We start from the raw sequence: 24,317 nt of genomic DNA on the forward strand, positions 1-24,317 counted from the left end.
CGAAGCCTAGACTCGCCCTAGCAACTGGATCATGTTTGAAATGGGGAAATGATGCAGGAACTTGGGCAGCCCGGCGCGGAACCGTGCCGGGTAGATTTACTGACCGGTGATATGAAACGAAGCGTCGACTTCTATGGGCGGCTTTTCGGATGGAAAACGAGCGGCGGGAATTCCGGCACGGAAGACTCGATCGACATGTACTTGGGGGACGAACTCGTAGCCGGATTCCTGAACAACGATTCAGGCTCCGAATGCAGCGATGCCTGGGTCACCTACCTGAATGTGGCAGACGCCCACGCGGCCAGCTACTCGGCCGGGATGTACGGCGGCTGCGTTTTCCTGCAGCCGCTGGAAATCCAGGGGCAGGGCACCTTGGCCATGATCGGCGACCCCACCGGTATCGGTGTGGGGCTCTGGCAGTCCTCCACTGTCAGGGGGCTGACCAAGGCCTCCGGGCGACACGGGACCCGGATCTGGAATGAATTGCACACCACCAAATTCGAGAAGGTCACCCACTTCTACCGCGATGCGCTGGAATGGGATCTGCTCAGCTTGTCTGACACCGACGAGTTCCGGTACCAGAGCTACGGGCAGGGGCCGAACGCCAAAGCGGGCATCTTCGACATTTCCGGCCAACCGGATCCGAAGCCCGGGTGGCGGACCTACTTCGCGGTGACGGATACGGACAAGGCGCTCGCGCTAGCGAAGAATCTGGGGGCGAAAGTCCTCAAGCAGGCGCAGGATTCGCCCTTCGGGAGGATGGCGGTGCTCGCCGATCCCACCGGGGCGGAGTTCTCCATCATCCAAACCGTACCGGCCTGAGTTATCCGGAACGCTTCCAGGTGTACGGGGTTGTGGTCGTCACCTTGACCATGCCCTGGCGCTCCAGGATCGGGCGGGAGTACTCGGTGGAATCGCTGTGCGCAAAAATGTGCCCGGCGGCCCTCGCCGACCAGGCGCGGGCGTCGGTCAACGCCCGGTAGATTCCGCGGCCTCGGTAGGCGGGGAGCACGCCGCCGCCCCACAGGCCGACCACCTCCGTGCCGGCTACGGGCTCCAGCCTGCCGGCACCGACCATGCGGGCCCCGGCCCAGGCCACCCACAGCTCGAGGCCGTTGGCGAGGTCCATGCGCGCGGCCAGCTCCCGGGCCAGGCCCGGGGAAGGCGGCTGGCCGAATGCCTCGGCGGACATGGCGCACATCTGCTCAACCTCCAAGGGGGTGCTGATTCGGCGGACCTGCACACCCTGCGGAGCAGGAAGGCCGCTGATCAGGTGTTCAAGCCGGCCGAGCATCACTGATTCCGGCTGTCCGGCGCTGAATCCGCAGGACAGCAGGGCCTCGTGCAGTCCCGGGGCGTGGTCGTGGCCGCGGGTCTTGAACTCCACCTCGGTGATTCCGGAGCGCGCCGTGAAATACTCCAGCGCCGGGCCAACCAACGCGGACAGCGGTGCCGGTTCGCCGCCGGTGAACCGCGGCGAGGTGATGAAGCCCTGGCCGCCGGGGAAGACCGCCAGATACAGCGGACCCAGCCGGCCAACCCGGAGGGCGCCCTGCATCTCCGCGTCGGTGCGCAGCTGCGAATCGTAGATATCCAAGAGCCTGCCGGCGGGGTTGGTCATGTGAAAATTCTAGGGCCAACCGGCCCGGCGCGCGGCGCTTTGCCCTGAGCCGCAGGTCGGTGGCACACTCGGACGAGGCAGCCAACGTACAAACAGGGAGCACCATGGGACGCAAGATCATCCGGCGCCGTGTCATCCGGGCCATGTCGGATGGGACCACCCGGGTGCGCGAGGAGAAGCTGGCCGGCGAAGAGCCGCTGGAAATCCGCTTCGGGCACACCTCCTTCACGACCTCGATGCGCACCCCCGGGGACGACTTCGACCTCGTGGCAGGGTTCCTGTTGGCAGAGGGAATCGTCACCAAGTCCGAGCACCTGGTGGCGATGCGCTACTGCCTGGGCACCGACGAGGACGGAAACCAGACATATAACGTCATAGAGGTGCAGCTGGGTTTCGGCGCCGTACCCCCGGACTTGAGCGCCTCGCGCAACGTGGTGACCAGTTCGGCCTGCGGCATCTGCGGCACCAACTCGATCGACGAGGTGCGCAAGAAATCCACCTTCGAGCTGCGCGAGGACTGCGGCCACGTGGATCTGGACGTGCTGCTGTCCATGCCCGACACGCTGCGCGAGTCGCAGAAGCTGTTCTCTTCCACCGGCGGCGTGCACGCGGCAGGCCTGTTCTCCACCCGCGGGGATCTGCTGATCCTGCGCGAGGATGTGGGCCGCCACAACGCGGTGGACAAGGTAATCGGGGCGGCCCTGCGCGAAGGTCGCATGCCGCTGTCCGACACCGTGCTGCAGGTCTCCGGCCGCGCCTCCTTCGAGCTGGTGCAGAAGGCGGCCATGGCCGGCATCCCCGTGCTCACCGCGGTGAGCGCGCCCTCCTCCCTGGCCGTGGACCTGGCCCAGGATGCGGGGCTGACGCTGGCCGCCTTCTCGCGCGGGCACAGCGTAAATCTTTATACGCATGCGCATCGCGTCGTGAACGCGTAGCGTAGTAGGTGTGTGGCTGGCGCCACAGCGCATTCGGCAGGAATTCAGACGGAGGAACGACATGCATCGCCCGGCTCCCAAGGAAGACATCAACGAAGACGAGCTGAAGGTCACCGAGCCCGAGCATTCGGCCGCGGGCCTCAAGGCCGTCATGGTGTCCATGGAACGCGGCTTCGCCGAAGCGGGCCCGTCGCGGACCCTGCGCTCCATGCTGCGCATCAACCAGCGCGGCGGCTTCGACTGCCCGGGCTGCGCCTGGCCGGAATCGATCACCGGCGCCCGCAAACCCGCGGAATTCTGCGAGAACGGCGCCAAGGCGATCGCCGAGGAGGCCAGCGCCCGCACGGTGACCCCCGAGTGGTTCGCCCAGCACCCGATCTCCGTGCTGCAGGACAAAACCGAGTACTGGCTCGGCTCCCAGGGCCGCATCACCAACCCGATGATCATCCACGCGGGGGAGACCCACTACCGCCCGATCAGCTGGCCCGAAGCGTTCTCCACGATCGCCGAGCACGTCAACGCCACCACCCCGGACCGCTGCGTGTTCTACACCTCCGGGCGCACGGCGAACGAAACCGCGTTCATGTACCAGCTGCTGGCCCGCTCGCTGGGCACCAACAACCTGCCTGACTGCTCCAACATGTGCCACGAATCCTCGGGCACCGCGCTGAACCCGACCATCGGCATCGGCAAGGGGACCGTCTCGCTGGAGGACTTCGAGCATGCCGAGGCGATCTTCGTGGTCGGCCAGAACCCCGGCACCAACCACCCGCGCATGCTCTCCGCGCTGGCCGACGCCCGCAAGCGCGGGGCGCGCATCGTGGCGGTCAACCCGCTGCCTGAAGCAGGATTCTTCGGATTCAAGGATCCGCAGACGGTCAAGGGCATGCTGGGCAAGGCGGAGCCGATCTGCACCGACTTCCTGCAGATCAAGGTCGGCGGCGACCTGGCCCTGTTCCAGGCCTTCGGCCACCTGCTGCTGCAGTTCGAGGGCGAGAACCCGGGCTCCGTGGTGGACCACGAGTTCATCGCCTCGGTGACCGACGGGTTCGAGGCCTACCAGCAGGCCCGCTCCTCCATCGACTGGGACGCCACCGAAAAGGCCACCGGGCTGACCCGCGCCGAAATCACGGATGTCGCCCGGCTGCTGGCCAAGTCCAAGGCGACCATCATCTGCTGGGCGCTGGGCCTGACCCAGCAGCCGCACTCGGTGCCGACGCTGAAGGAAATCATCAACCTGCTGCTGCTCCAGGGCAACTTCGGCAAACCCGGCGCCGGCGCCTGCCCGGTGCGCGGCCACTCCAACGTGCAGGGCGACCGCACCATGGGCATCTGGGAGAAGCCAACCGAGAAGCTGCTGGCCTCGCTGGATGAGGAATTCGGCATCGAGTCGCCACGCAAGCACGGCTACGACTCCACCGAGGCGCTGCACGCCTTCGAGAAGGACGAGATCGATGTGTTCGTCTCCATGGGCGGCAACTTCGCGCTGGCCAACTCGGAGACCGAAGCGCTGGAAGCCGGCATGCAGCGCGCCAAGCTGACCGTGCACATCTCCACCAAACCCAACCGCTCGCACGTGGTGCACGGGCAGACCTCGCTGATCCTGCCCACCCTGGGCCGCACCGACAAGGACGACAAGCACCCCGGCGGCGCCCAGTTCCTGTCGGTGGAGGACTCCATGTCGGTCATCCACTCCACCCAGGGCCGGCTGAACCCGGTGTCCGACCACCTGCTCTCCGAGCCGGTGATCGTCGCGCGCATGGCCCAGGCCATCCTGGGCGACGACCATGCGGTGGACTGGCGTGCGATGGCCGAGGACTACGACGTGGTCCGCGACCACATCTCCCGGGTGCTGCCCGGCTTCGAGGACTTCAACCGCCGGGTGCGCGAGAAAAACGGGTTCGTGCTGCCCAACCCGCCGCGCGATTCGCGCTCCTTCGCCACCGACATCGGCAAGGGCCGCTTCACGGTCTCCGAATTCGAGGCGCTCGAAGCCCCGGAAGGCCACCTGATCCTGCAGACCATGCGCTCGCACGACCAGTACAACACCACGTTCTACGGGCTGGATGACCGCTACCGCGGGATCAAGGACGGGCGCCGCGTCATCCTGATCCATCCCGAGGACCTTCAGGAAGCCGGTTTCAAGGACCGCGACCTGGTGGATGTCATTTCCACCTTCCGCGGGACCGAACGCCGGGCGAACCGCTTCCGGCTGGTGTCCTACCCGACGGCCAAGGGCTGCGTCGCCGCCTACTTCCCGGAGGCCAACGCGCTGGTGCACCGCGATCTGGTGGCCCGCGAGTCCAACACCCCGGGATTCAAGGCAATGATGGTGCGCTTTGTGGAGCACACCAAGGATCCGGGTCCGACATTGGACAGCTGAGCGCTAAACAACAGCCCACGGACGGGATTCGAACTGAATTCCGTCCGTGGGCTGTGCTCGTTCCCGCGGAAAACGGGCCGCGCGGGCAGGGACTGGATGATGCAAAGTGCATCACGTCAAGCGCTTGCCCCCGGAAGAGGCTGTATTGTTGCGACACAATATAAGGTGTCCGGCTCCCGGGTCAGAGGAGCCGCTACAGTCCATCGATGAGGATCTTCCTATGAGCGCGGCCCGCAGCAACGCAGCCACCAGCACCCGACCCGAAGACGAACGCCTGCCCCCGGGGCGCACCATCGCCTACGGTTTCCAGCACGTCTTGACCATGTACGGCGGAATTATCGCGCCGCCGCTGGTGATGGGCGGAGCCGCTGGCATGGACACCGCGCAAATCGGCGTGCTCGTGGCCAGCTGCCTGTTCATCGGAGGCCTGGCAACGATCCTGCAGACCCTGGGCATCCCGTTCTTCGGCGCCCAGCTGCCGCTGGTGCAGGGCACCTCCTTCTCCGGCGTGGCCACCATGATCGCCATCCTCAACGGCGGCGGAGGCATGCCTGCGGTATTCGGTGCGGTGCTGGCGGCCGGCGCCATCGGCATCGTCATCGCCCCGTTCTTCGCCAAGCTGCTCAGATTCTTCCCGCCGGTGGTCACCGGCGTGGTCATCACCATCATCGGCATGTCGCTGTTCCCGGTCACCGCCGACTGGGCCATGGGCGGCGCCACCGCGGGCGAGGACTACGGGTCGCTGAAGAACATCGCGCTGGCCGCCATCACTCTGGTGATCCTGCTGGTCCTGTCGAAGTCCGGAGTCCCTGCGCTCTCGCGCCTGTCGATCCTGCTGTCCATCGTGCTGGGCACCGTCGTGGCCGCCTTCATGGGGCTGGCCGATTTCTCCACCGTGCTGGACGGGGACATCTTCGCGTTCCCGACGCCTTTCGCCTTCGGCCTGCCGGTTTTCGAACTCGGCGCGATCATCTCCATGATGATCGTGATCCTGGTGACCTACACCGAAACCACCGCCGACATGCTCGCGGTTGCCGAGGTCACCGGCTCCAAGGTCGATGCCAAGCGCATCGCCAACGGCCTGCGCGCCGACATGCTTTCCTCCACCGTCGCCCCGGTGTTCAACACCTTCACCCAGTCAGCCTTCGCGCAGAACGTGGGCCTGGTGGCGATCACCGGCGTCAAGAGCCGCTTCGTGGTGGCCGCCGGCGGCGGCATCCTGGTGATCCTGGGCCTGCTGCCGGTGCTCGGGCGCGTCGTGGCTTCCATTCCGACCCCGGTGCTCGGCGGCGCCGGCATCGTGCTGTTCGGATCCGTGGCGGCAGCCGGCATCCGCACCCTGGCCAAGGCCAAGGACGACAACATGAACATGCTGATCATCGCGACTTCGCTGGCCTTCGGCTGCATCCCGATGGTAAAGCCCGACTTCTACGAGCACTTCCCGACCTGGGTCGGCACCATCTTCCAGTCAAGCATTTCCTCGGCCACCATCATGGCTGTGCTGCTGAACATCATCTTCAACGAACTGACCTGGCGCAAGAAGGAGGATTCGGGCCGCACCGTCTACAAGTACCAGCTGACCGGCTTGCAGGACGGCGACCGGCTGATCGGCGGCAAGCTCTATGACAGCAAGGGCCTGGAAATCAAGGTGATCTCCGAGGAGCAGGGCGAAGCGGGCGACAGGCCCATGCCGCTCTGATTCGGTGAGAATTCTGCAGAACGCGTGAACCGCATCCGGTTCGCGCGTTCTTTTTTCCGTGGCTATACGGCGGAATCCCGCGCAGTGCGAAGCACTCTATGCGCTTGGGTGTGAGCTGGAGCACACTAAGTGTGGTAGTTTCAATAATTGAATGAAGTTCGGTGCAACAACCACGGGAGGCGCGTCATGGGCGGGTCCTTGGCTTGGGGGAAGGGCCAGATCGCCCACGGGTGTTAACCGCGGGCCGCGGCTGCATGGTGCTCAGTTCCGCTCCGGGCGGGAATTTCTCCCGCCCCGAGGCTGAGTCCGCCAGCTCCCGGCCGAGCATGCACAAATCGTTCAACTTCTTTCACTATGCGCCCGCGCAGGGCGCAGGAGGTGAGGCGCTGTGGCTTCGGAAGCTGCGGGAACGCCCGGGTGCACCGTCACCGTCAACCAGCAAGCCCGCGAATTCACCGGGCCGCCGCATACCAACGCCTTGGACTTCTTGCGCGGGCTCGGGCTGACCTCGTGCAAGGAAGGCTGCGCCGAAGGCGAATGCGGCGCCTGCGCCATCCTGGTGGCGCGTCCCGACGGAGAGCGCCCGCGCTGGATCGCGGTGAATGCGTGCCTGCTGCCGGCCGCCGCCTTGGACGGCCAGCACGTGCTGACCGCCGAGGGGCTGGGCACCGTTCGAGAGCCGCACCCGGTGCAACGCGAAATGGCCGAGCGCGGCGGATCCCAATGCGGCTACTGCACCCCCGGGTTCATCTGCGCCATGGCCGCTGAATACTACCGCCCGGAACGCGCCGAGGAGCAGGTCGCCGAGGCCCCGGGCCACCATGCCGGAGGGCCCAACGGCTTCGACCTGCATGCGCTGTCGGGAAACCTGTGCCGCTGCACCGGCTACCGGCCCATCAGGGATGCCGCCTTCGCGCTCGGGATGCCAGAACCCGAGGACCAGCTGGCCCAAGCGCCGGCGACGGCCCCCGCGGCCACCGACTACGGCAGGGCGGATACCCCGGCAGGAGATCCCGGACGCTACCGCCGGCCCGCCACGCTGGCCGAAGCGCTGCGGATCCTGGCCGAAGAACCGGGAACCCGGGTGGTGGCCGGGGCGACCGACTGGGGCGTCGAGGTGAACATGAAGTTCGCGCGGGCCCAGTCGGTGCTGGCCATCGACCGGCTTCAGGAGCTGCGCCGGGTGGTGCAGACCGATGACTGCCTGGAACTGGGGGCCGCCTGCACGCTGAGCGAACTTGAGCGCGTGCTGGCCGGGAGGGTTCCGCTGTTGTCGCTGCTCTGGGCGAACTTCGCCTCCCGGCTGATCCGCAACTCGGCGACGCTCGGAGGGAATCTCGGCACCGGTTCGCCCATCGGGGATTCGCCACCGGTTTTGCTGGCCCTGGACGCGCAGCTGGTGCTGGCCTGCAGTGCCGGGGAGCGCGTGGTGCCGCTGGATGAATACTTCACCGGCTACCGGCAGACCGTGCGCCGGCCCGAGGAACTGATCACCGCGGTCCGCATCCCGCTGCCGCTGGCTGGGCTGGTGTCCTTCCAGAAGGTCGCCAAGCGCCGCTTCGACGATATTTCAAGCACCGCCGTCGCGCTGGCCTTCGAGGTCGACGCCGGGCTGATCTCCCGCGCGCGGATCGGGCTGGGCGGGGTGGCGGCGATCCCGCTGCGGGCTACCGCCGCCGAACAGGCACTGGTCGGACAGGCCTGGAGCGAGGAAACCATGAGGGGTGCCGGCGGGATCCTGGCCGCCGAGGGGACGCCCCTGGACGACCACCGCGCCAGCGCCGCCTACCGGCAGGCGATGCTGGGCTCCGCGCTTGAGCGGTTCTTCGCGCAGCAGGACAGCGGAGCGGGGGCAGGAGCATGAGCATCCAGCACAACCAGCGCCCGCAGGGTTCAGTGGTGGGGCGGGCCATCCCGCATGAATCGGCCTACGCCCATGTCACCGGCCAAGCGCACTATACCGAAGACCTGGCAGGGGCCCTGACCGGGGTGCTGCACGCCTATCCCGTGCAGTCGACGCACGCCCATGCCAAGCTGCTGAGGCTCGACACCTCCGCCGCGCTGCAGGTTCCGGGAGTGCGGCTGGTGCTGACCGCCCAGGACATCCCCGGGGTCAATGACCAGGGCGCGAAGCACGACGAGCCGATGCTCCCGGTGGACGAGGTCATGTTCCACGGCCAGCCGGTGGCCTGGGTGCTGGGCGAGGACCTGGAAGCTGCCAAGGCCGGGGCCGCCGCGGTGGAGGTGGACTATGAGCCGCTGGACGCGCTGGTGACCCTGGGCGAGGCCATCGCCGCCAACAGCTTCCACGGCATCCAGCCGGTGATCGACAAGGGCGAGGCAGCCGCGGGCCTGGCCGCCGCGCCCCACGTGTTCTCCGGGGAATTCGAATTCGCCGGCCAGGAGCACTTCTACCTGGAAACCCAGAGCTCGCTGGCGCAGGTCGAATCCGATGGGCAGATCATGGTGCATGCATCCACCCAGCACCCCAGCGAAACCCAGGACATCGTAGCCCACGTGCTGGGGGTCGACGCCCACCGGGTGACCGTGCAGGCGCTGCGCATGGGCGGGGCGTTCGGCGGCAAGGAAATGCAACCGCACGGTTATGCAGCGGTCGCCGCCCTCGGAGCGGTGCTCACCGGCAGGCCGGTGCGGGTGCGGCTTGAACGAGCCCGGGATCTGACCATGACGGGCAAGCGCCACGGCTTCCACGCCTCCTGGAAGATCGGTTTCGACGAGCATGGGAAGATTGTGGCCCTGGCCGCGCAGCTGACCAGCGACGGCGGGTGGAGCCTGGATCTCTCCGAGCCGGTGCTGACCCGCGCCATGTGCCACATCGACAACGCCTACTGGATCCCCAACATCCAGGTGCGCGGCCGGGTGGCCAAATGCCACAAGACCTCGCAGACCGCCTTCCGCGGCTTCGGCGGGCCGCAGGGCATGCTGGTGATCGAGAACATCCTGGGTGAGGTGGCCCCGAAGCTGGGGCTCAGCGCGCAGGAGCTGCGCCGCCGCAACCTCTACGTCCAGGGGCAGGACACCCCGTACTACCAGCCGGTGCGCCATGCCGAACGGCTGCACCGGGTCTGGGACCAGGTGCTTGACTCCGCGCAGTTCGAGGTTCGGCAGCGGGATATCGAGGCCTTCAATGCCGCGCACCCGCACGCAAAACGCGCCCTGGCCATCACCCCGGTGAAGTTCGGTATCTCCTTCAACTTCACCGCCTTCAATCAGGCCGGCGCCCTGGTGCTGGTCTACAAGGACGGGTCGGTACTGGTCACCCACGGCGGCACGGAAATGGGCCAAGGGGTGCACACCAAGGTGCTGCAGGTGGCCGCCACGGCTCTGGGCCTGCCGCTGTCCTTCCTGCGCCTGGCTCCGACCCGGACGGACAAGGTGCCCAACACTTCAGCCACTGCGGCGAGCACCGGCAGCGACCTGAACGGCGCCGCCGTGAAGGACGCCTGCGAGCAGATCCTGGCCAGGCTGTCCGTGCTGGCCGCCGGGGAACTGGAGGCCGAAGCTTCGGAGGTGGTCTTCGCCGACGGGGCGGCCCATGCCCGCGGGCGGTCCGTGGACTGGAAAACACTGGTGTCCAAGGCCTACTTCAGCAGGATCCAGCTCTCGGCCGCGGGATACTACAGCACGCCGGGACTGCACTGGGATCTGTCAGCCATGCGCGGGGAGCCGTTCAAGTACTTCGCCTACGGGGCGGCCGTCTCGGAGGTGCAGGTCAGCCGTTTCGACGGGTCCTACCAGCTGCGCCGCGTGGACATCGTGCACGACGTGGGTGATTCGCTTTCGCCGCTGGTGGACCGCGGTCAGATCGAGGGCGGTTTCATCCAGGGCGTCGGCTGGCTCACCTTGGAGGACCTGCGCTGGGAAACCAAGGGTCCGCATCGCGGCCGGCTGGCCACCGCCAGCGCCAGCACCTACAAGCTGCCCAGCTTCTCCGAGATGCCGCCGGTGTTCAACGTCGAGTTCCTGGACGACGCGCACGAGGACGGCGTGGTCTACGGCTCCAAGGCGGTCGGCGAGCCGCCGTTGATGCTGGCCTTCAGCGTGCGCGAGGCGCTGCGCCAAGCGGTTGCCGCCTTCGGCCCGGCCGGGCACAGCGTGAAGCTGGCGTCCCCGGCCACCCCGGAAGCGGTGTTCTGGGCGGTGCAGGACGCCCGGGAGGCCCGGGAAGGCACCGGCCATGTGGATTGAGGAGCTGGCCCGGCTGCGCGCGCAGCGCACCGCGGCGGTGCTGGCCACCGTGGTGTCGGTGCGCGGCCACGCCCCGCGGGAAGCCGGGGCCAAATTCGTGGTCACCGACCGCGAGCTGCTGGGCACCATCGGCGGCGGGAACATGGAGATGCTGGTGGCCGCCCGCGCCAGGCAGATGCTCGCCTCCTCGGCAAGGTCGCCGGAACAGCTGGTGCTGCGGCTGAACGACAAGGCCGAGGCGGACTTCGGCAGGCAGTGCTGCGGGGGAGAAGCGGTGGTGCTGCTCGAACCGGTGCCGGCGCGGCCGGTCATCGCCGTTTTCGGCATCGGCCATGTGGGCCTGGAACTGGCGCACATCCTGGCCCGCCACGACGTGGAACTGGTGCTCTGCGACGCGCGCGCCGAGCAGCTCGCGCAGCTGGATGCGCTGGCGGCCTCTGCCCCGCCGGCGATGATCCGCCGGCAGCACGCGGTGCTCGGCGAACAGGTCATGGCCGAGCTGCCCGACGGGTCGCTGGTGCTGATCATGACCCACGACCACGCGGAGGACTTCCACCTGTGCGACGCGGCGCTGCGCCGCCCGGGCCTTGGCTATGTGGGGCTGATCGGCTCGGCCGCCAAATATGCGCGCTTCACCATGAAGCTGGCCGATTCCGGCCACGAGCGGCAGGATATCGCGCGGATCACCTGCCCCATCGGGCTGCCGGGCATTCCCGGCAAGCAGCCCGCGGCCATCGCGGTGTCCGTGGCCGCGGACCTGCTGGCCCGGCTTGCCCTAGATGCCGCGCCCCGGAGTCAGGATGTTCTTCCGATCTAGCGCGTACTTGATCATCTGCTGGGTGTGCAAGGTGGCCTCGTCCAGCTGCCAGGGCAGCTCGGCCTGCTTGACCAGGCCGATGCCGTGCTCGCCGCTGATGGTTCCGCCCAGCTTGAGGGCCAGCCTGGTGATGTCGCCGATGACGACCTCCGCGGCGGCGTAGCCCTCCGGGGTGTCCTCGGCCTCGACCGTCGGGTGCAGGTTGCCGTCGCCTGCATGGGCCACCACGGAGATGGTGCGCCCGTGGGCTTCGGCGATCCGCTCGATGCCGTGGAACACCTCCGCCAGTTCCCCGACGGGCACCGCGACGTCGCAGGAGACCCGCAGCCCCTGGGCGTTCAACGCGGGATTGGCCAGGCGGCGGGCTTCCAGCAGGCTGTCGCCCTGCGCAATCACCACCTGCGCGGCGCCGTAGCCGCGGCACAGTTCTGCGGTGTCGTTGGCGGCCTGTTCCGCCTGCAGCCCGGTGAACTGGCCGATCAGCAGGGCGCAGCCGTCCGAGGGCAGCCCGGAGGGCTTGTAGGCCTCGATGATCTGCACGCTGCGGGCATCGAGCAGCTCCAGCACCTCGGGGGTCTGCGCGCCGTTCACGATCGCCGTCACCGCGCGCCCGGCGTCCTCGATGGAGGTGAAGCTGGCGCGGAAGGTGCGCGGGGTGCCCGGGGCGATCGCCTTGAGCCTGACCGTGGCGGCGGTGATGACCCCCAGGGTCCCCTCCGATCCGACGAACAGGCTGGTCAGGTCCAGGCCCACGACGTTCTTCAGGGTGCGGGCGCCGGTGTGCAGGATGCTGCCGTCGGCCAGCACCACTTCCAGGGCCGCCACCGAGTCGCGGGTGACCCCGTGGCTGATGCAGCGCAGCCCGCCGGCGTTCGTGGCGATGTTCCCGCCGATGCTGGAGATCTCGGCGCTGGCCGGATCCGGGGCGAAGAACAGCCCGAGCTCCGCGGCCGCCCGGTTCAGCTCCGCGTTGATGACGCCGGCTTGGACCTCTGCCAGCCGGTTGACCGGGTCGATCCGCACGATCTTGTTCATCCGCTCCAGCGACACCACCAGCCCGCCGGCATAGGCCAGCGCCCCGCCGCTCAGACCGGTTCCGGTGCCGCGCACCGAGACCTTCACCCCGTACCGGTTGGCCCAGCGCAGCGCGGCGGAGACCTCCTGCGTGGATTCGGGGAACACCGCAGCCAGCGCGGGGCCCTGGGGCTCGTAGCGCGACTCGTCCCGCGAAACGCGGTCCAGCTCGGAGCCTCCGGCTATGAACCGGTCGCCGAAGAGGTCCTGGAGTTCATTGGTCGCAGGGGCGGTCGGGGTGCTTGCGTGCATGGGGTCCTTCGATCTGGTGCGAGTGAGTGAGCTACGCAACTTACTTTATATTATAAAATCTGCGGGTCAAGGAAACGGGCCGATCCCCGCCGGTGCGATAGTCTTCAGGGGCGGGAGCAAATATCTTCCGCGATACTCGAGGCCAGCGGCGCGACGACGGAAGCGGGGGATGGTGCCTACTTCGGAGCCACGGCGGCGCGGTGCGCAAAGTAAGGCGGACACCGCATACGCCCACATCAAGGAGCAGATCGAGCGGGGAGCTTTCGAGCCCTACCAGCGGGTGCTGGCAGCTCCCATCGCGGCCGAGCTCGGGGTGAGCGGGGTGCCGGTGCGCGAAGCCATCCAGCGCCTGGCCGCCGAGGGGCTGCTGCAGATCGTGCACAACGTCGGGGCCCGCGTCGCGGTCATCGACGACCACGCCTACCGGGCCGGCATGGAAGCGCTCGCCGTCCTCGACGGCACGGCCACGTCGCTGGCCGCCGGCCAGCTGGGCGCGGCCGACCTCGACAGGGCCGAGGCAATCAACCGCAGCATCTTGTCAATGCTCGATGACTTCGATCCCGCACTCTTCGAGGAGCTCAACGCGCAATTCCATGAGGTGCTGTATTCGGCCTGCCCCAATGACAGGATCCTGGAACTGGCCCGGTCCGAATGGAAGAAGTTCTCCAGCATCCGCGGGCCCCGCGCCGCCGTGGACCGGGACCGCGCACGCGAATCCGCCGAAGAGCACGGGGAACTGCTGGATCTCATCCGGGGCTCGGCGCCCGGCGCGCAGATCGAGCAGGCCGCCCGCCGGCATGTGCTGAAATCCCTCGAAGCCAGGACCGGGCACCGCAGCCGGCTGCTGTAGCCGCTGCGCGGATCGCCAGCGTGAGCGCCGACCGGCACCTGGTTCCGGACTAGACTCGGGACATGGAACATCGTGAACTTGGAAGAACACAGCGCCGCGTTTCAGCCATCGGCCTGGGCACCTGGCAGCTCGGCGCGGACTGGGGCTCGGTGGACGAGAACGACGCGCTGGCCGTGCTGGACGCCGCCCACGCAGGGGGTGTGGACTTCTTCGACACCGCCGACGTCTACGGGGACGGACGCAGCGAGCAGCTGATCGGCCGCTGGCTCAAGGCCAACCCGGAGGCGGGCGTCACCGTCGCCACCAAGATGGGCCGCCGTGTGGAGCAGGTACCCGAGGCCTACACGCTTGAAGCATTCCGCGCCTGGAACGACCGCTCGCGCGAGAACCTCGGAATGGACACCCTGGACCTGGTGCAGCTGCACTGCCCGCCCACCGCCGTCTACTCCAACGACGCCGTCTACGATGCGCTGGACACCCTGGTCGCCGAGGGGCGCATCGCCAATTACGGCGTGTCGGTGGAAACCGTGGACGAAGCGCTGACCGCCATCGCGCGGCCGAACGTGGCCACGGTGCAAATCATCGTCAACGCCTTCCGGCACAAGCCCATCGAGCAGGTGCTGCCCGCCGCGCGCGAGGCAGGCGTGGGCGTCATCGCCCGCGTCCCGTTGGCCAGCGGCCTGCTGGCCAACCGCTACACCGAGGACACCCGGTTCGCGGCCGACGACCACCGGAACTTCAACCGCGACGGGTCAGCCTTCGACGTGGGCGAGACCTTCTCCGGGGTCGACTACGCCACCGGGCTGCAGGCCGCACGGGAATTCGCGGAACTGGCCGCCGCCGAGGCGCCCGGCGCCTCCAGCGCCCAGGTCGCCCTGGCCTGGCTGGCCGCGCAGGACGGGATCAGCACCGTCATCCCCGGAGCCCGCTCCACGGCGCAGGCACTGGCCAACGCCGCCGCAGGGTCGTTGCGGATCTCCGGGGAATTCTCCGCTTCCGTGCGCGATCTCTACGACCGGAAGCTGCGCGCCCAGATCCACCCGCGCTGGTGAAGGCTCAGGCGATGCGGTAGCCGCGCTTGATGACCGTGGTGATCAGCTGCGGATCGGGCAGGTTCTTGCGCAGCCGGCTGAGCGTCATGTCCAGCGCATGGCGTGAAGGCAGGGTGCTCAGCGAGGTGGCCAGCTCATCGCGGGAGACCACATTGCCGCCGGCCTGGAGCAGGCAGCGCAGGATCTCGGCGTGCAGCGGGGTGAGCGTGCAGTCCTCGTCATTCAGCGACAGCGTACGCCCGCGCAGCTGGCACAGGCCGCGGGAGGTATCCACGCTCAGCGTGCCCTGGTCGGCCAGGGCGGTGGCCAGCTGCAGCACCATGGCGCCCATGCGGTGGCGCTGCGGAACCAGCGGGCTGCGCACCCCGGCCTGGATCAGGGGTTCGGCGGTCACCGGCCCCACCGTCGCGGCCAGCACGCGTTCGTTGAATGAGCGGATCAGCGTGGGCAGCATGCCGCGGGAGGCCGCGGCGGTCAGCAAGGAGTGCACGCTGGGGGCGCTGGTGAAGGTCACCGCGTCGAAGCGGCCGGCGCAGATGCCGTCCAGCAGGGTGAGGATGTGCGGGGCGCCGCTGCTCTCCAGCCAGCGGTAGGGTTCGATCTTCAGCACGTGCGCGGCGCCGAGCGCCCTGATGTCGCGGGCCAGCGGGCGGTCGTTGTCCGCGTGCATCTGCACCGCCACGCTGGCCCCCTGCACCTCGCCGTGCAGCAGCTGCAGCAGCGCTTCGCTGGTTCCTGCCGCGGCGCTTCCAGCCACCGGCAGGCCCAGCGCCCGCACCGCGCCGAGCGCCTTGGCCCCGCGGGTGAAGATCCGGCAGGTCTCCAGCGCCCGTCCCAGCTGGTCGCCCAGGCCGGCGGCCTCCGCCGTGTCGAACCAGCGGCGCAGCCCGTAGGCGGTGGTCACCACCAGCACTGAGGGGCGTTCGGCGATGACCCTGCGTGTTTGGCCGAGCAAGAACTGCTCGTCCTCCAGCGGAGCGAGCCGCAGCAGCGGGGTGTGGGCGGTTTCGGCCCCGCGGCGTTCCAGGGCCTCGATGAGTTCGTTGGAGCGCCGGTCACTGGTCACCGCGATGCGGAATCCTGCCAGCTGCTGCGCGCCGTTCATGCGGTGGCTCCCAGGCTCAGCGGCGGCATCGCGTCCAGGGCCAGCGGCAGCGCCGCGACCTGTCCGATGACGATCACCGCGGGGTTCGCGCAGCCGGCCGCCCGGGACGCCGCGGCCAGCGTGGACAAGGTGGCGTGGGTGGTGCGCTGGGTGCCGGTGGTTCCCGACTCGATGACGGCGCAGGGCGTGTCGGCCGCCAGCCCGCAGCGGCGCAGCCCCGCCGCGGTATGCTCCAGGGTTCCCATGCCCATCAGCACCACGATGGTTCCGCCCAGGCCTGCCAGCTGGCGCAGCTGGTGCTCCTCCAGGGGATCATGGCCCGAGATCACGGTGAAGGCGCGGGTGACCCCGCGAGCGGTGACCGGGATGCCGGCCGCGGCCGGCACCGTGATGCAGGAGGACAGCCCGGGAACCACCTCGACCGGGATCCCGGCGGCGCTGGCGGTGCGCAGTTCCTCGAATCCGCGGCCGAACACGTAGGGATCCCCGCCCTTGAGCCGCACCACGTGGCGGCCGCGCAGCGCCTCCTGCAGCATCAGGTCCTCAATGCGCTCCTGGGCGATCTTGTGGTGCCCGGGCCGCTTGCCCACGTCGACGACGCGGGCCTGCGGCGCGAGGCGGTCCAGGAATTCACCGGGCGCCAGCCGGTCGCAGAAAACCACGTCCGCGCTGGCCAGCGCGGCGGCCGCGCGCAGCGTCAGCAGGTCCAGGGCGCCGGGTCCTCCGCCGACCAGGGTGATGCGGCCGCCCATTGCGCCGGGGTCCAGCTCGACCACCGGAATGCCTTGGGCCACAGCCTGTTGGCGCAGCGCGGCGAATTTCAGGGACTGCCCGGAACACAGGGCCAGGATGTCTGCCTGTCCCAGCAGTGCCGCGGCCCCCAACGGCGTGCTGGCCTGCAGCAGGGTGTCGACGAACTGCGCCTGCAGGTACCGCGCGGCGCGGGCGGAGGTTCCCGGAGCCGCCGCCAGCAGGACCGTGCAGCCGCCCAGCTCGATGTGCGCCCCGATCATTTTTCACTCTCCCGGGCCAACAGGGCGGTGCGGCCCTCGGCGTGGAGGCACACGGTGCCCAGAGTTGCTGCAAGACTGCGTGGATGATTCTGTGACATGGGGATACGCTCCAGGGTGCTCGCTGTTTCGGCTTGATTCACATGCTATCCAGGTCTTTTTGCCTGGAAATTTCGCAATTGTTTCACCGGCAATAACTTGTCGATTCATTCGTTTCTCAGTTGGCTGCCGGGCGCACGGGGATGCTCGCGCCCAGGTCCACCGGGTGGCGCTGGCCGCGTTCGCTGGCGTATTCCAGCTCGGTGTCGGAGATCTGGGGTGCGTTCACGAAGGAACGGAAGCGCTTGAGCTTCTGGGGATCGGCCAGCGTGGCCGCCCATTCGTCCTGGTAGCTGGAGACATGGCGTTCCATAGCCTGCTCGAGCTCCGCTCCCAGCCCGAGCGAGTCCTCGACCACCACGCTGTGCACGGTGTCCATGCCGCCGGGCAGTTCCTGGATCCAGTGGGCGGTGCGCTGCAGGCGTTCGGCGCTGCGGATGTAGTACATCAGGAATCGGTCGATGTACCGCAGCAGCGTGCGGTCATCCACCCCGCCGGCCAGCAGCTGGGCGTGGGCCGGGTTGGCTCCGCCGTTGCCGCCCACGTACAGGTTCCACCCTTCCGCGGTGGCGATGACTCCGACGTCCTTGGCACGGGCCTCCGCGCATTCGCGGGCGCAGCCGGAGACACCCATCTTGAACTTGTGCGGGGCGCGCAGCCCGCGGTAGCGCAGCTCGATGTCGATGCCCATGCCCACCGAGTCCAGCATGCCGTAGCGGCACCAGGTGGAGCCGACGCAGGTTTTCACGTTGCGCAGGGACTTGCCGTAGGCCTGGCCGGATTCGAACCCGGCGTCGACCAGCTCGCGCCAGATCTGAGGCAGCTGCTCCAGCCGGGCGCCGAACATGTCGATGCGCAGCCCGCCGGTCAGCTTGGTGTACAGCCCGTATTTCTGCGCCACCCGGGCAATGACGCCCAGCTTTTCAGGGGTGATTTCGCCGCCGGGGATGCGCGGAACCACCGAGTAGGTGCCGTCCTTTTGCATGTTGGCCATGACGCGGTCGTTGGTGTCCTGCGCCCCGGCCAGCCCGGCGTCCATCGGGTGCACGTTGGTCTGGCTGGCCAGGATGGAGGCGATGGTCGGCTTGCAGATGTCGCAGCCGGTGCCGGTGCCGAAGCGTGCCATGATCTGCGGGTAGGTGCCCAGCCCGGCCACGCGCACGGCCTCGAAGAGCTGCGGGCGGGAGAGGCTGAAGTGCTCGCACAGGGCCGTGGAGACTTCCATGCCGTTCTTCGCCATTTCCGTTTCCAGCAGCTTCTTGAGCATCGGCACGCAGGAACCGCACTGGGTGCCAGCCATGGTGCAGGACTTCAGCCCGGACACCGTGGAGGCCGGGCCGCAGCCGGCGCAGGCCCCGCCCACCGCGCCGCGGATCGACCCGGCGTCCACGTTGTTGCAGGAGCACACCACCGCGTCATCGGGCAGCTCGGTATCCGGTGCCGGCCCGCCGGCGGCGCTGAGATAGGCGCCGGGCTCTGCCGGAAGCTCCCTGCCCAGCAGCGGCCGCAGCGACTGGTAGGGGCTCGCGTCGCCCACGAAGATGCCGCCGAGCAGGGTGGAGGCATCCTCGGAGACCACCAGTTTCTGGTAAAGCCCGCGGGCGGCATCCGCGTAGACCACCTCCAGCGAGCCCTCGGTGCGGGCGAAGGCGTCGCCGAAGGAGGCGACGTCCACCCCGGAGAGCTTGAGCTTGGTGGCGGTGTCGAATCCGCTGAATTCCCCCTCGCCGCCGGTCAGCCGGTCAGCGGCGACCTCCGCCATCGTGTTGGCCGGGGCGACCAGCCCGACGCACAAACCGCCGAAATTGGCGACCTCGCCGATGGCCCAGACATGCTCCACCCCGGTGGCGCAGCTTCCGTCGATGACGATGCCGCCGCGTGGGCCGAGGCTGAAGTGCGCGCCGCCGTCGGTCTGGGTTTCGTTGTGGGTGCGGGCCAGTTCGTCGCGCGGGCGCACGCCGATGGACACGATCACCATGTCAGCCGCGATGACCTTGCCGTCTGCCATGTGCACGCCGGTCACCTGCCCGTTCTCGGAGAGGATCTTTTCCGGGTACACCCCGCCGTGCACCGTGAGGTCCTTCTGGGCGATCAGGCGCCCCAGCGCCTGTCCGGCGCCCTGGTCCAGCTGGGTTCCCATGAGCCAGTGCCCGCCGTCGATGATCAGCGCTTGCGCGCCCAGGGCCTGCACCCCGGCTGCGGCTTCCAGCCCCAGCAGGCCCCCGCCGATGGTGGCAACCACCGGGGTGCGTCCCAGCGTTGCGGCCAGGGTGCGCACCTGCTTGGCGATGCCCCGCACGTCCTCCAGAGTGCGGTAGACATGGGTCAGTTCGGCGCCGGGGATCGGCAGGGTTGCGGCGTTGGAGCCGGTGGCCAGCACCAGCTCGTCGTAGCCGAATTCGCGCCCGTCCTCGGTGCGCACCACGCGGGCGGCGCTGTCCAAGGCCACCGCGCGGGCCCCGGTTTCAAGGGTGAGGTGCTCCTGCTCCCATAGTTCCGCCTCGCCCAGGGTCAGGTCCACGCCGGGATCCGTCAGCGCCTTGGACAGGGCCACCCTGTCGTAGGGCAGGTGGGCCTCTTCGGTGAGCACTGTCAGTCGGGTGCCTGCCGGCCGGCGGGTGGCCATGGCTTCGGCAAAGCGGTGCGCGGCCGGACCGCCGCCGATCACGAGGATGTGTCGCTGTTCGCTGGAGGTATTCATGATGCCCTTTCGCTGGCGGACCCACGGGGTGTGGAGCGTCTGGCACCAGCCTAGGAACCTGTTTTTGCCCCGCAGTTACCCCGATGTTTCGCCGGGCGCAATTTTCTCCAGCAGGAACGATCACCCGCAGTGAGCGCGTCGAAACATGTTCGTAGCACGGGTTTGCCCTAGGGCTGTGAATCGGGCTTTACCGACCGGCAACCGTGCGGGGCGGCGGCTGAAACATGACGCTTCTAGGCTCGAAGCATCGGAACACCAGCGAAAGGACCCACCGATGACCACGCAACTGATTGATGCACCTGCCGCACTGGCCGAACTCTGCTTCGCGGACGATCTGGAAACTGGGTGGGGCGAGGCCGCCTGGATGGAAGGGCGGCAGATCGCGGTGTACCGCACCGAGCACTTCGGCTTCTACGCCAGCTCCCACCGCTGCCCTTCCACCGGGGCCAAGGTCATGGCCCGCGGCATCCTGGGGGATGCCACCGTGGACGGCCACCGCGTGGCCACCATCGCCTGCCCGCTGCACAAGGAGATCTACCGCTTGGACACCGGAGATTGCCTGAGCGCGCAGGGCACCGCGCTGCAGGTGTTCGGGGTGCAGGAACTCGACGGTCGGCTATGGATCGAGGCTTCGAAATGAGCAGGCACGCTGACATCAAGGGCGAGGACGTGGCTGACCTTGAACACAGCGCATGGTTCGGCTGGTACGAGGTGAACACGGATCCACTGGCCAGCAGCCCCAGATGACCAGTCACGCTCCAACAAGTCCAGCTTCAAGTCAATACGCAGATCGACGCAACACAGCACACGCCGCTAGGAAAACCTGGCGGCGTGTGCTGGCTTAATGTGCTGGTTCAATGACCGGGCCGGGCTTCGGCGGGAACCGGCAGGCTCCCGCCGCCGGGCTAGATCCGGGCCGGGAGCCTGAGCATTTCCTCGATACGCTCCTTGCAGCCGCCGCAGCCGGTGCCGGCACGGCAGTTCGCGCCCACCTCTTGGACGGTGGAACAACCAGCCTGGACCGCCTGGGCCACCTGGCCGTAGGTGGCGCCCGAGCAGCGGCACAACTGGTCGTCGGCCCCGGCGGGTGCCTGCGCATCCTCGAATGGCGCATCCAGCCGCAACAACAGTGAAGGGTCAACCGGCAGCGCGCTGCCGCGCTCAAAACCCAAGGCCAGCTCGGCCCCGGTGCGCGGCAGGCCCAGGGTCAGGAAACCGGTGGGTACGCCGTGGCGCGCCACGATCTTCAGATAGCGTCCGGAGGCTGGATCCGCATACACGGTGACCTGCTGTGCGGGGTCGTCGAAGAATCCGGCCTGCACCGTGCCGGCAGCAGTGAGTTCCAGCCCCTGCCCCTTGAGCATCAGGATCTCGCCGCCCTGGGCCTGGGGACCTTGCATGCACCCCAGGTCCGGGGCGGGAGCGGAAGGGTGCGGCGCCGGATGGCTGAGCAGGTAGTCCGCCAGCCAACCGGCCTGCGCCCAGCCCGGGGCAAGCAATCCCGCGGGACGACGCCCGGCCACCTCGGCGCAGTCGCCCACGGCGAAGAGGCGCCCGCTGGAATCCGCCATCAGCTGCTCGTTAACCGCGATCCCGCTCCCGACGGCCAAGCCGCAGCCTTCGGCCAGTTCGGTGCGGGGACGCACCCCGGTGGACACCAGCAGGGCATCGGCATGCAGCAGCCCGTGGGTTTCGGTGGCCAGCGCATGGAAGCGTCCGTTCTGCTTTTGCACGCCGGTGGCGCGCACCCCGGAGAACACCTGAACCCCGGCTGCTTCCAGCTGCCGGATGAGCAGGGTGCCGCCGTCGGCATCCACCACGCGTCCCAGCGGCGCCGGGCCGTGGTGCACCAGCACCGGCCGGTACCCGGCGGATGCCATGGCCAGCGCCGCCTCCAAACCCAGGATGCCACCGCCGAGCACCAGCACCCTTCCATCTTCTCGAAGCACCGATTGCAGCTGCAGCGCATCATCTAGGGTGCGCAATACCAGCACGCCGGAAGGCAGCTCGGTGTCCGCATGCGGGTCGAAATTCAGCCCGGCCAGCGAGGGGATCACCGGGCGGGCGCCGGTGGCGAAGACCAGCCGGTCGTAGGGGACCGGGCCGTCGGCGGTGTGCACCACGCGCCGGGCCCGGTCCACCCCGGTGGCGGCCGTGCCCAGCCGCAAGTCCACACCCGCCGCGCGCAGCCGGGGTTCGTCGGCCATGCCCAGGTGCTCGGGCTTGGCAGCCCCGATGGCGACTTCGGCCAGCAGCACGCGGTTGTAGGCGGCGCGCTCTTCCGCGCCCAGCACCGTCAGATCAAGTTCCTTCGACCTGACCGCGGGCAGCAGGCCCTCGACCAGGCTTGAGGCCACGGGCCCGAAGCCGATGACTACCAGTCGTTCACTCATCTCGCTCCGATCGGGACAGCAGCACCGACGCGTGCTTGAACTCGGGCATTGAACTGTCCGGGTCCACCGCGTCGCCGGTGAGCAGGTTGGCGTTCTGGGTTTCGGGGAAGTGGAAGGGCAGGAACACGGTGTCCAGCCGGATTCCCGCATCCAGGCGGGCCCTCGCCTCGACGCGTCCGTGCGTGTTTTCCAGCAGCACGTCCTGCCCGTCGCTGATGCCGCGGGCCAGCGCGGTGTCCGGATGGATCACCGCCAGGGCGGCCGGCGCGGCCCGGTGCAGCTCGGCCACCCGGCGGGTCTGCGCCCCGGATTGGTAGTGTTCCAGCAGCCGCCCGGTGACCAGCGAAATGCTCCCGGGCTTCCTGCCGGCGTGAACGCCGGCAGCCGGTTGCGGGTAGACCGGTTCCAGCCGCGCCTTGCCGTCGGGGCGGGCGAAGCGCTGAAGGAACAGCCGCGGGGTGCCCGAGCGTTCGCCGGGCAGCTGGCTGATCGGTGTGCCGGCGGGACAGGGCCAATAGACCGCCGCACCCGCATCGAGGCTGTTGTAGTCCACCCCAGAGTAGTCGGCGATGCCTCCGGCCGAGGCCCGGCCCAGTTCCGCGAAGACCTCCCGCGGGTCCGCGCTGAAGGAGGCCGGGGCCTGCAGCCGGTCGGCCAGTTCGGCCAGCAGCCACAGCTCGCTGCGCGCCCCGGCCGGGGCGGCCAAGGCGGCGCGGCGGCGCAGCACCCTGCCCTCCAGGTTCGTCATGGTGCCTTCTTCCTCGGCCCACTGCAGCACCGGCAGCACCAGGTCCGCCTGCGCGGCGGTCTCCGAGAGGAAGAAGTCGGACACGACCAGGTAGTCCAGCCGGCGCAGCGCCGCGGCGGTGCGGTTGGCATTGGGGGAGGAGATGACCGGGTTGGAGCCGTGCATCAGCAGCATCCGGGCCCCGCCAGGTTCTCCCAGGGTTGCCAGCAGCTGCGCCGCCGGGATGCCCGGCCCGGGGATGATGTCAGGATCCACGCCCCAGACGCCCGCCACATGCCTGCGTGCCGCCGGGTCGGTGATCTTGCGGTAGCCGGGCAGCTGGTCGGCCTTCTGCCCATGTTCGCGCCCGCCCTGCCCGTTGCCCTGTCCGGTGATGGTGCCAAAACCCCCGGCCAGGGTTCCTGGCAATCCCAGCAGCAGGGCCAGATTGATCGCAGCGGACACCGTGGCGGTGCCGTTGGCATGCTGTTCCACCCCGCGCCCGGTGAGGATGTACACGGGTTTGCCGCCGGCATGGGCTGCTTGGGCCGCGGAAGCCAGAGCGCGCGCGGTCTGCCGGATCACGCTGGCCGGGACTCCGGTGAGCGACTGCACCCGTTCGGGCCACCAGGTGGCCAGCGAGATGCGCAGCGATTCCAGGCCCCAGGTTCGGGCCGCCAGATACTCGGTGTCGGCCAGCTCTTCGGCCAGCAGCACGTGGGCCAGGCCCAGCAGCAGCTGCAGGTCCGTGCCGGGCGCCGGCTGCAGGTGCGTGTCGGCAAGTTCCGCGGTGGCCGAACGGCGCGGGTCCACGACGATCAGCCCGCCGTGCTCCCGTGCGGATTCAAGGTGTCGCACGAACGGTGGCATCGTGTCGGCGACATTGGAGCCCAGCAGCATGATGGTGCCGGCGCGGTCCAGGTCAGCCAGCGGGAAGGGCAGCCCGCGGTCCAGTCCGAAGGCCTTGTTGCCGGCCGCCGCGGCCGAAGACATGCAGAACCGCCCGTTGTAGTCGATGCGCGAGGTGCCCAGCGCCAGCCGGGCGAACTTGCCCAGCTGGTAGGCCTTTTCATTGGTCAGCGACCCGGAGCCGAACACCGCCACCGCGTCCTTCCCGTGGACCTGCTGCACCGCGCGCACCTGGTGCACCACCAGTTCCAGGGCCCGTTCCCAGCTCACCGGGTGCAGCACCCCGTCGGCGCCGCGTTCCAGTGGGGAATTGAGCCGTTCCGGGTGGTCCAGCAGCTGCGCGGCGCTGTAGCCCTTGCGGCACAGCGCCCCGGCATTGGTTTCGAAATTCCGCCCTTTCAGTCCCACCGGGGTGGTGCCTGGCTCAAGGGTGATCCCGCACTGCAGCGCGCAGTAGGGGCAGTGCGTTGCGACCCCCATT

The 24,317-nt window shown here is 68.6% G+C and carries 17 protein-coding genes; 10 read left to right on the top strand and 7 right to left on the bottom strand.

What is annotated here, in order from left to right:
• Positions 1–51: 51 nt before the first annotated feature.
• A complete protein-coding gene (locus ATC04_RS03120) occupies positions 52–822 on the top strand; it encodes a VOC family protein (protein WP_353611645.1) in 771 nt (256 codons plus the stop codon).
• Position 823: 1 nt separating this feature from the next.
• On the opposite strand, the gene ATC04_RS03125 is transcribed toward ATC04_RS03120, so the two are convergent.
• Positions 824–1,621, bottom strand: coding sequence for a GNAT family N-acetyltransferase (locus ATC04_RS03125; protein ID WP_047120176.1), 798 nt, complete (start codon positions 1,619–1,621; stop codon positions 824–826).
• Positions 1,622–1,725: 104 nt separating this feature from the next.
• Here ATC04_RS03125 and fdhD point away from each other — a divergent pair, with 104 nt between their 5' ends.
• The 6 genes from fdhD to xdhC all read left to right on the top strand — a co-directional run bounded on the left by fdhD (position 1,726) and on the right by xdhC (position 11,664).
• On the top strand, positions 1,726–2,556 hold the full coding sequence (fdhD, locus tag ATC04_RS03130; RefSeq protein WP_047120175.1) for a formate dehydrogenase accessory sulfurtransferase FdhD: 831 nt from the start codon (positions 1,726–1,728) through the stop codon (positions 2,554–2,556).
• Between the two features lie 61 nt (positions 2,557–2,617).
• A complete protein-coding gene (locus tag ATC04_RS03135; protein ID WP_047120174.1) occupies positions 2,618–4,939 on the top strand; it encodes an FdhF/YdeP family oxidoreductase in 2,322 nt (773 codons plus the stop codon).
• Between the two features lie 220 nt (positions 4,940–5,159).
• Positions 5,160–6,638 (top strand): nucleobase:cation symporter-2 family protein, encoded by a 1,479-nt coding sequence (locus tag ATC04_RS03140; protein ID WP_047120173.1) that lies wholly within the window; start codon positions 5,160–5,162, stop codon positions 6,636–6,638.
• Positions 6,639–7,026: 388 nt separating this feature from the next.
• A complete protein-coding gene (locus ATC04_RS03145) occupies positions 7,027–8,502 on the top strand; it encodes an FAD binding domain-containing protein (RefSeq protein WP_047120172.1) in 1,476 nt (491 codons plus the stop codon).
• The gene (xdhB, locus tag ATC04_RS03150) at positions 8,499–10,847 is read left to right on the top strand and encodes a xanthine dehydrogenase molybdopterin binding subunit (protein ID WP_047120171.1); all 2,349 of its coding nucleotides are present in this window, start codon (positions 8,499–8,501) and stop codon (positions 10,845–10,847) included. The genes ATC04_RS03145 and xdhB overlap by 4 nt, the downstream gene beginning before the upstream one ends.
• A complete protein-coding gene (gene xdhC, locus ATC04_RS03155) occupies positions 10,837–11,664 on the top strand; it encodes a xanthine dehydrogenase accessory protein XdhC (RefSeq protein WP_047120170.1) in 828 nt (275 codons plus the stop codon). The genes xdhB and xdhC overlap by 11 nt, the downstream gene beginning before the upstream one ends.
• Here the strand turns inward: xdhC and ATC04_RS03160 are convergent.
• Complete coding sequence (locus ATC04_RS03160) at positions 11,623–12,990, bottom strand: FAD-linked oxidase C-terminal domain-containing protein (RefSeq protein WP_052772496.1); 1,368 nt, start codon at positions 12,988–12,990, stop codon at positions 11,623–11,625. The genes xdhC and ATC04_RS03160 overlap by 42 nt on opposite strands.
• A gap of 169 nt (positions 12,991–13,159) precedes the next feature.
• Between ATC04_RS03160 and ATC04_RS19200 the strand changes: the two genes are divergently transcribed.
• A complete protein-coding gene (locus ATC04_RS19200) occupies positions 13,160–13,840 on the top strand; it encodes a GntR family transcriptional regulator (protein ID WP_047120169.1) in 681 nt (226 codons plus the stop codon).
• Positions 13,841–13,902: 62 nt separating this feature from the next.
• Entirely contained in the window at positions 13,903–14,892 is a 990-nt protein-coding gene (locus ATC04_RS03170) for an aldo/keto reductase (protein ID WP_047120168.1), read from the top strand.
• Between the two features lie 4 nt (positions 14,893–14,896).
• Here the strand turns inward: ATC04_RS03170 and ATC04_RS03175 are convergent, their stop codons facing one another.
• From ATC04_RS03175 to nirB, 3 genes are all read right to left on the bottom strand, one after another.
• Entirely contained in the window at positions 14,897–15,997 is a 1,101-nt protein-coding gene (locus ATC04_RS03175; RefSeq protein WP_047120167.1) for a uroporphyrinogen-III synthase, read from the bottom strand.
• The gene (gene cobA, locus ATC04_RS03180; RefSeq protein ID WP_047120166.1) at positions 15,994–17,010 is read right to left on the bottom strand and encodes a uroporphyrinogen-III C-methyltransferase; all 1,017 of its coding nucleotides are present in this window, start codon (positions 17,008–17,010) and stop codon (positions 15,994–15,996) included. Before cobA ends, ATC04_RS03175 begins: the two co-directional genes overlap by 4 nt.
• Before the next feature lie 214 nt (positions 17,011–17,224).
• Positions 17,225–19,807 carry a nitrite reductase large subunit NirB gene (gene nirB / locus ATC04_RS03185; RefSeq protein ID WP_047120165.1) on the bottom strand — a complete coding sequence of 861 codons (2,583 nt, stop codon included), beginning with the start codon at positions 19,805–19,807 and terminating at the stop codon, positions 17,225–17,227.
• 274 nt (positions 19,808–20,081) lie between these two features.
• On the opposite strand from nirB, the gene nirD reads away from it, so the two are divergent.
• Complete coding sequence (nirD, locus tag ATC04_RS03190) at positions 20,082–20,447, top strand: nitrite reductase small subunit NirD (RefSeq protein ID WP_047120164.1); 366 nt, start codon at positions 20,082–20,084, stop codon at positions 20,445–20,447.
• Between the two features lie 265 nt (positions 20,448–20,712).
• Here nirD and ATC04_RS03195 read toward each other — a convergent pair whose 3' ends face one another.
• The gene (locus ATC04_RS03195; RefSeq protein ID WP_047120163.1) at positions 20,713–22,200 is read right to left on the bottom strand and encodes an FAD-dependent oxidoreductase; all 1,488 of its coding nucleotides are present in this window, start codon (positions 22,198–22,200) and stop codon (positions 20,713–20,715) included.
• A complete protein-coding gene (locus ATC04_RS03200) occupies positions 22,193–24,316 on the bottom strand; it encodes a molybdopterin oxidoreductase family protein (protein ID WP_047120162.1) in 2,124 nt (707 codons plus the stop codon). The genes ATC04_RS03195 and ATC04_RS03200 overlap by 8 nt, the downstream gene beginning before the upstream one ends.
• Position 24,317 lies beyond the last annotated feature (1 nt).

It is taken from the genome of Arthrobacter sp. YC-RL1 (assembly GCF_001454985.1).
GTDB lineage: Bacteria > Actinomycetota > Actinomycetes > Actinomycetales > Micrococcaceae > Glutamicibacter > Glutamicibacter soli.

Excerpts from the sequence above, each read along its gene's own strand:
- ATC04_RS03160 (WP_052772496.1), bottom strand. The coding sequence starts at position 12,990 with ATGCACGCAAGCACCCCGACCGCCCCTGCGACCAATGAACTCCAGGAC.
- cobA (WP_047120166.1), bottom strand. The coding sequence starts at position 17,010 with ATGATCGGGGCGCACATCGAGCTGGGCGGCTGCACGGTCCTGCTGGCG.
- ATC04_RS03170 (WP_047120168.1), top strand. The coding sequence starts at position 13,903 with ATGGAACATCGTGAACTTGGAAGAACACAGCGCCGCGTTTCAGCCATC.
- ATC04_RS03125 (WP_047120176.1), bottom strand. The coding sequence starts at position 1,621 with ATGACCAACCCCGCCGGCAGGCTCTTGGATATCTACGATTCGCAGCTG.
- ATC04_RS03175 (WP_047120167.1), bottom strand. The coding sequence starts at position 15,997 with ATGAACGGCGCGCAGCAGCTGGCAGGATTCCGCATCGCGGTGACCAGT.
- fdhD (WP_047120175.1), top strand. The coding sequence starts at position 1,726 with ATGGGACGCAAGATCATCCGGCGCCGTGTCATCCGGGCCATGTCGGAT.
- ATC04_RS03120 (WP_353611645.1), top strand. The coding sequence starts at position 52 with ATGCAGGAACTTGGGCAGCCCGGCGCGGAACCGTGCCGGGTAGATTTA.
- ATC04_RS03200 (WP_047120162.1), bottom strand. The coding sequence starts at position 24,316 with ATGGGGGTCGCAACGCACTGCCCCTACTGCGCGCTGCAGTGCGGGATC.
- ATC04_RS03140 (WP_047120173.1), top strand. The coding sequence starts at position 5,160 with ATGAGCGCGGCCCGCAGCAACGCAGCCACCAGCACCCGACCCGAAGAC.
- ATC04_RS19200 (WP_047120169.1), top strand. The coding sequence starts at position 13,160 with ATGGTGCCTACTTCGGAGCCACGGCGGCGCGGTGCGCAAAGTAAGGCG.
- nirB (WP_047120165.1), bottom strand. The coding sequence starts at position 19,807 with ATGAATACCTCCAGCGAACAGCGACACATCCTCGTGATCGGCGGCGGT.
- xdhB (WP_047120171.1), top strand. The coding sequence starts at position 8,499 with ATGAGCATCCAGCACAACCAGCGCCCGCAGGGTTCAGTGGTGGGGCGG.
- xdhC (WP_047120170.1), top strand. The coding sequence starts at position 10,837 with ATGTGGATTGAGGAGCTGGCCCGGCTGCGCGCGCAGCGCACCGCGGCG.
- ATC04_RS03195 (WP_047120163.1), bottom strand. The coding sequence starts at position 22,200 with ATGAGTGAACGACTGGTAGTCATCGGCTTCGGGCCCGTGGCCTCAAGC.
- nirD (WP_047120164.1), top strand. The coding sequence starts at position 20,082 with ATGACCACGCAACTGATTGATGCACCTGCCGCACTGGCCGAACTCTGC.
- ATC04_RS03135 (WP_047120174.1), top strand. The coding sequence starts at position 2,618 with ATGCATCGCCCGGCTCCCAAGGAAGACATCAACGAAGACGAGCTGAAG.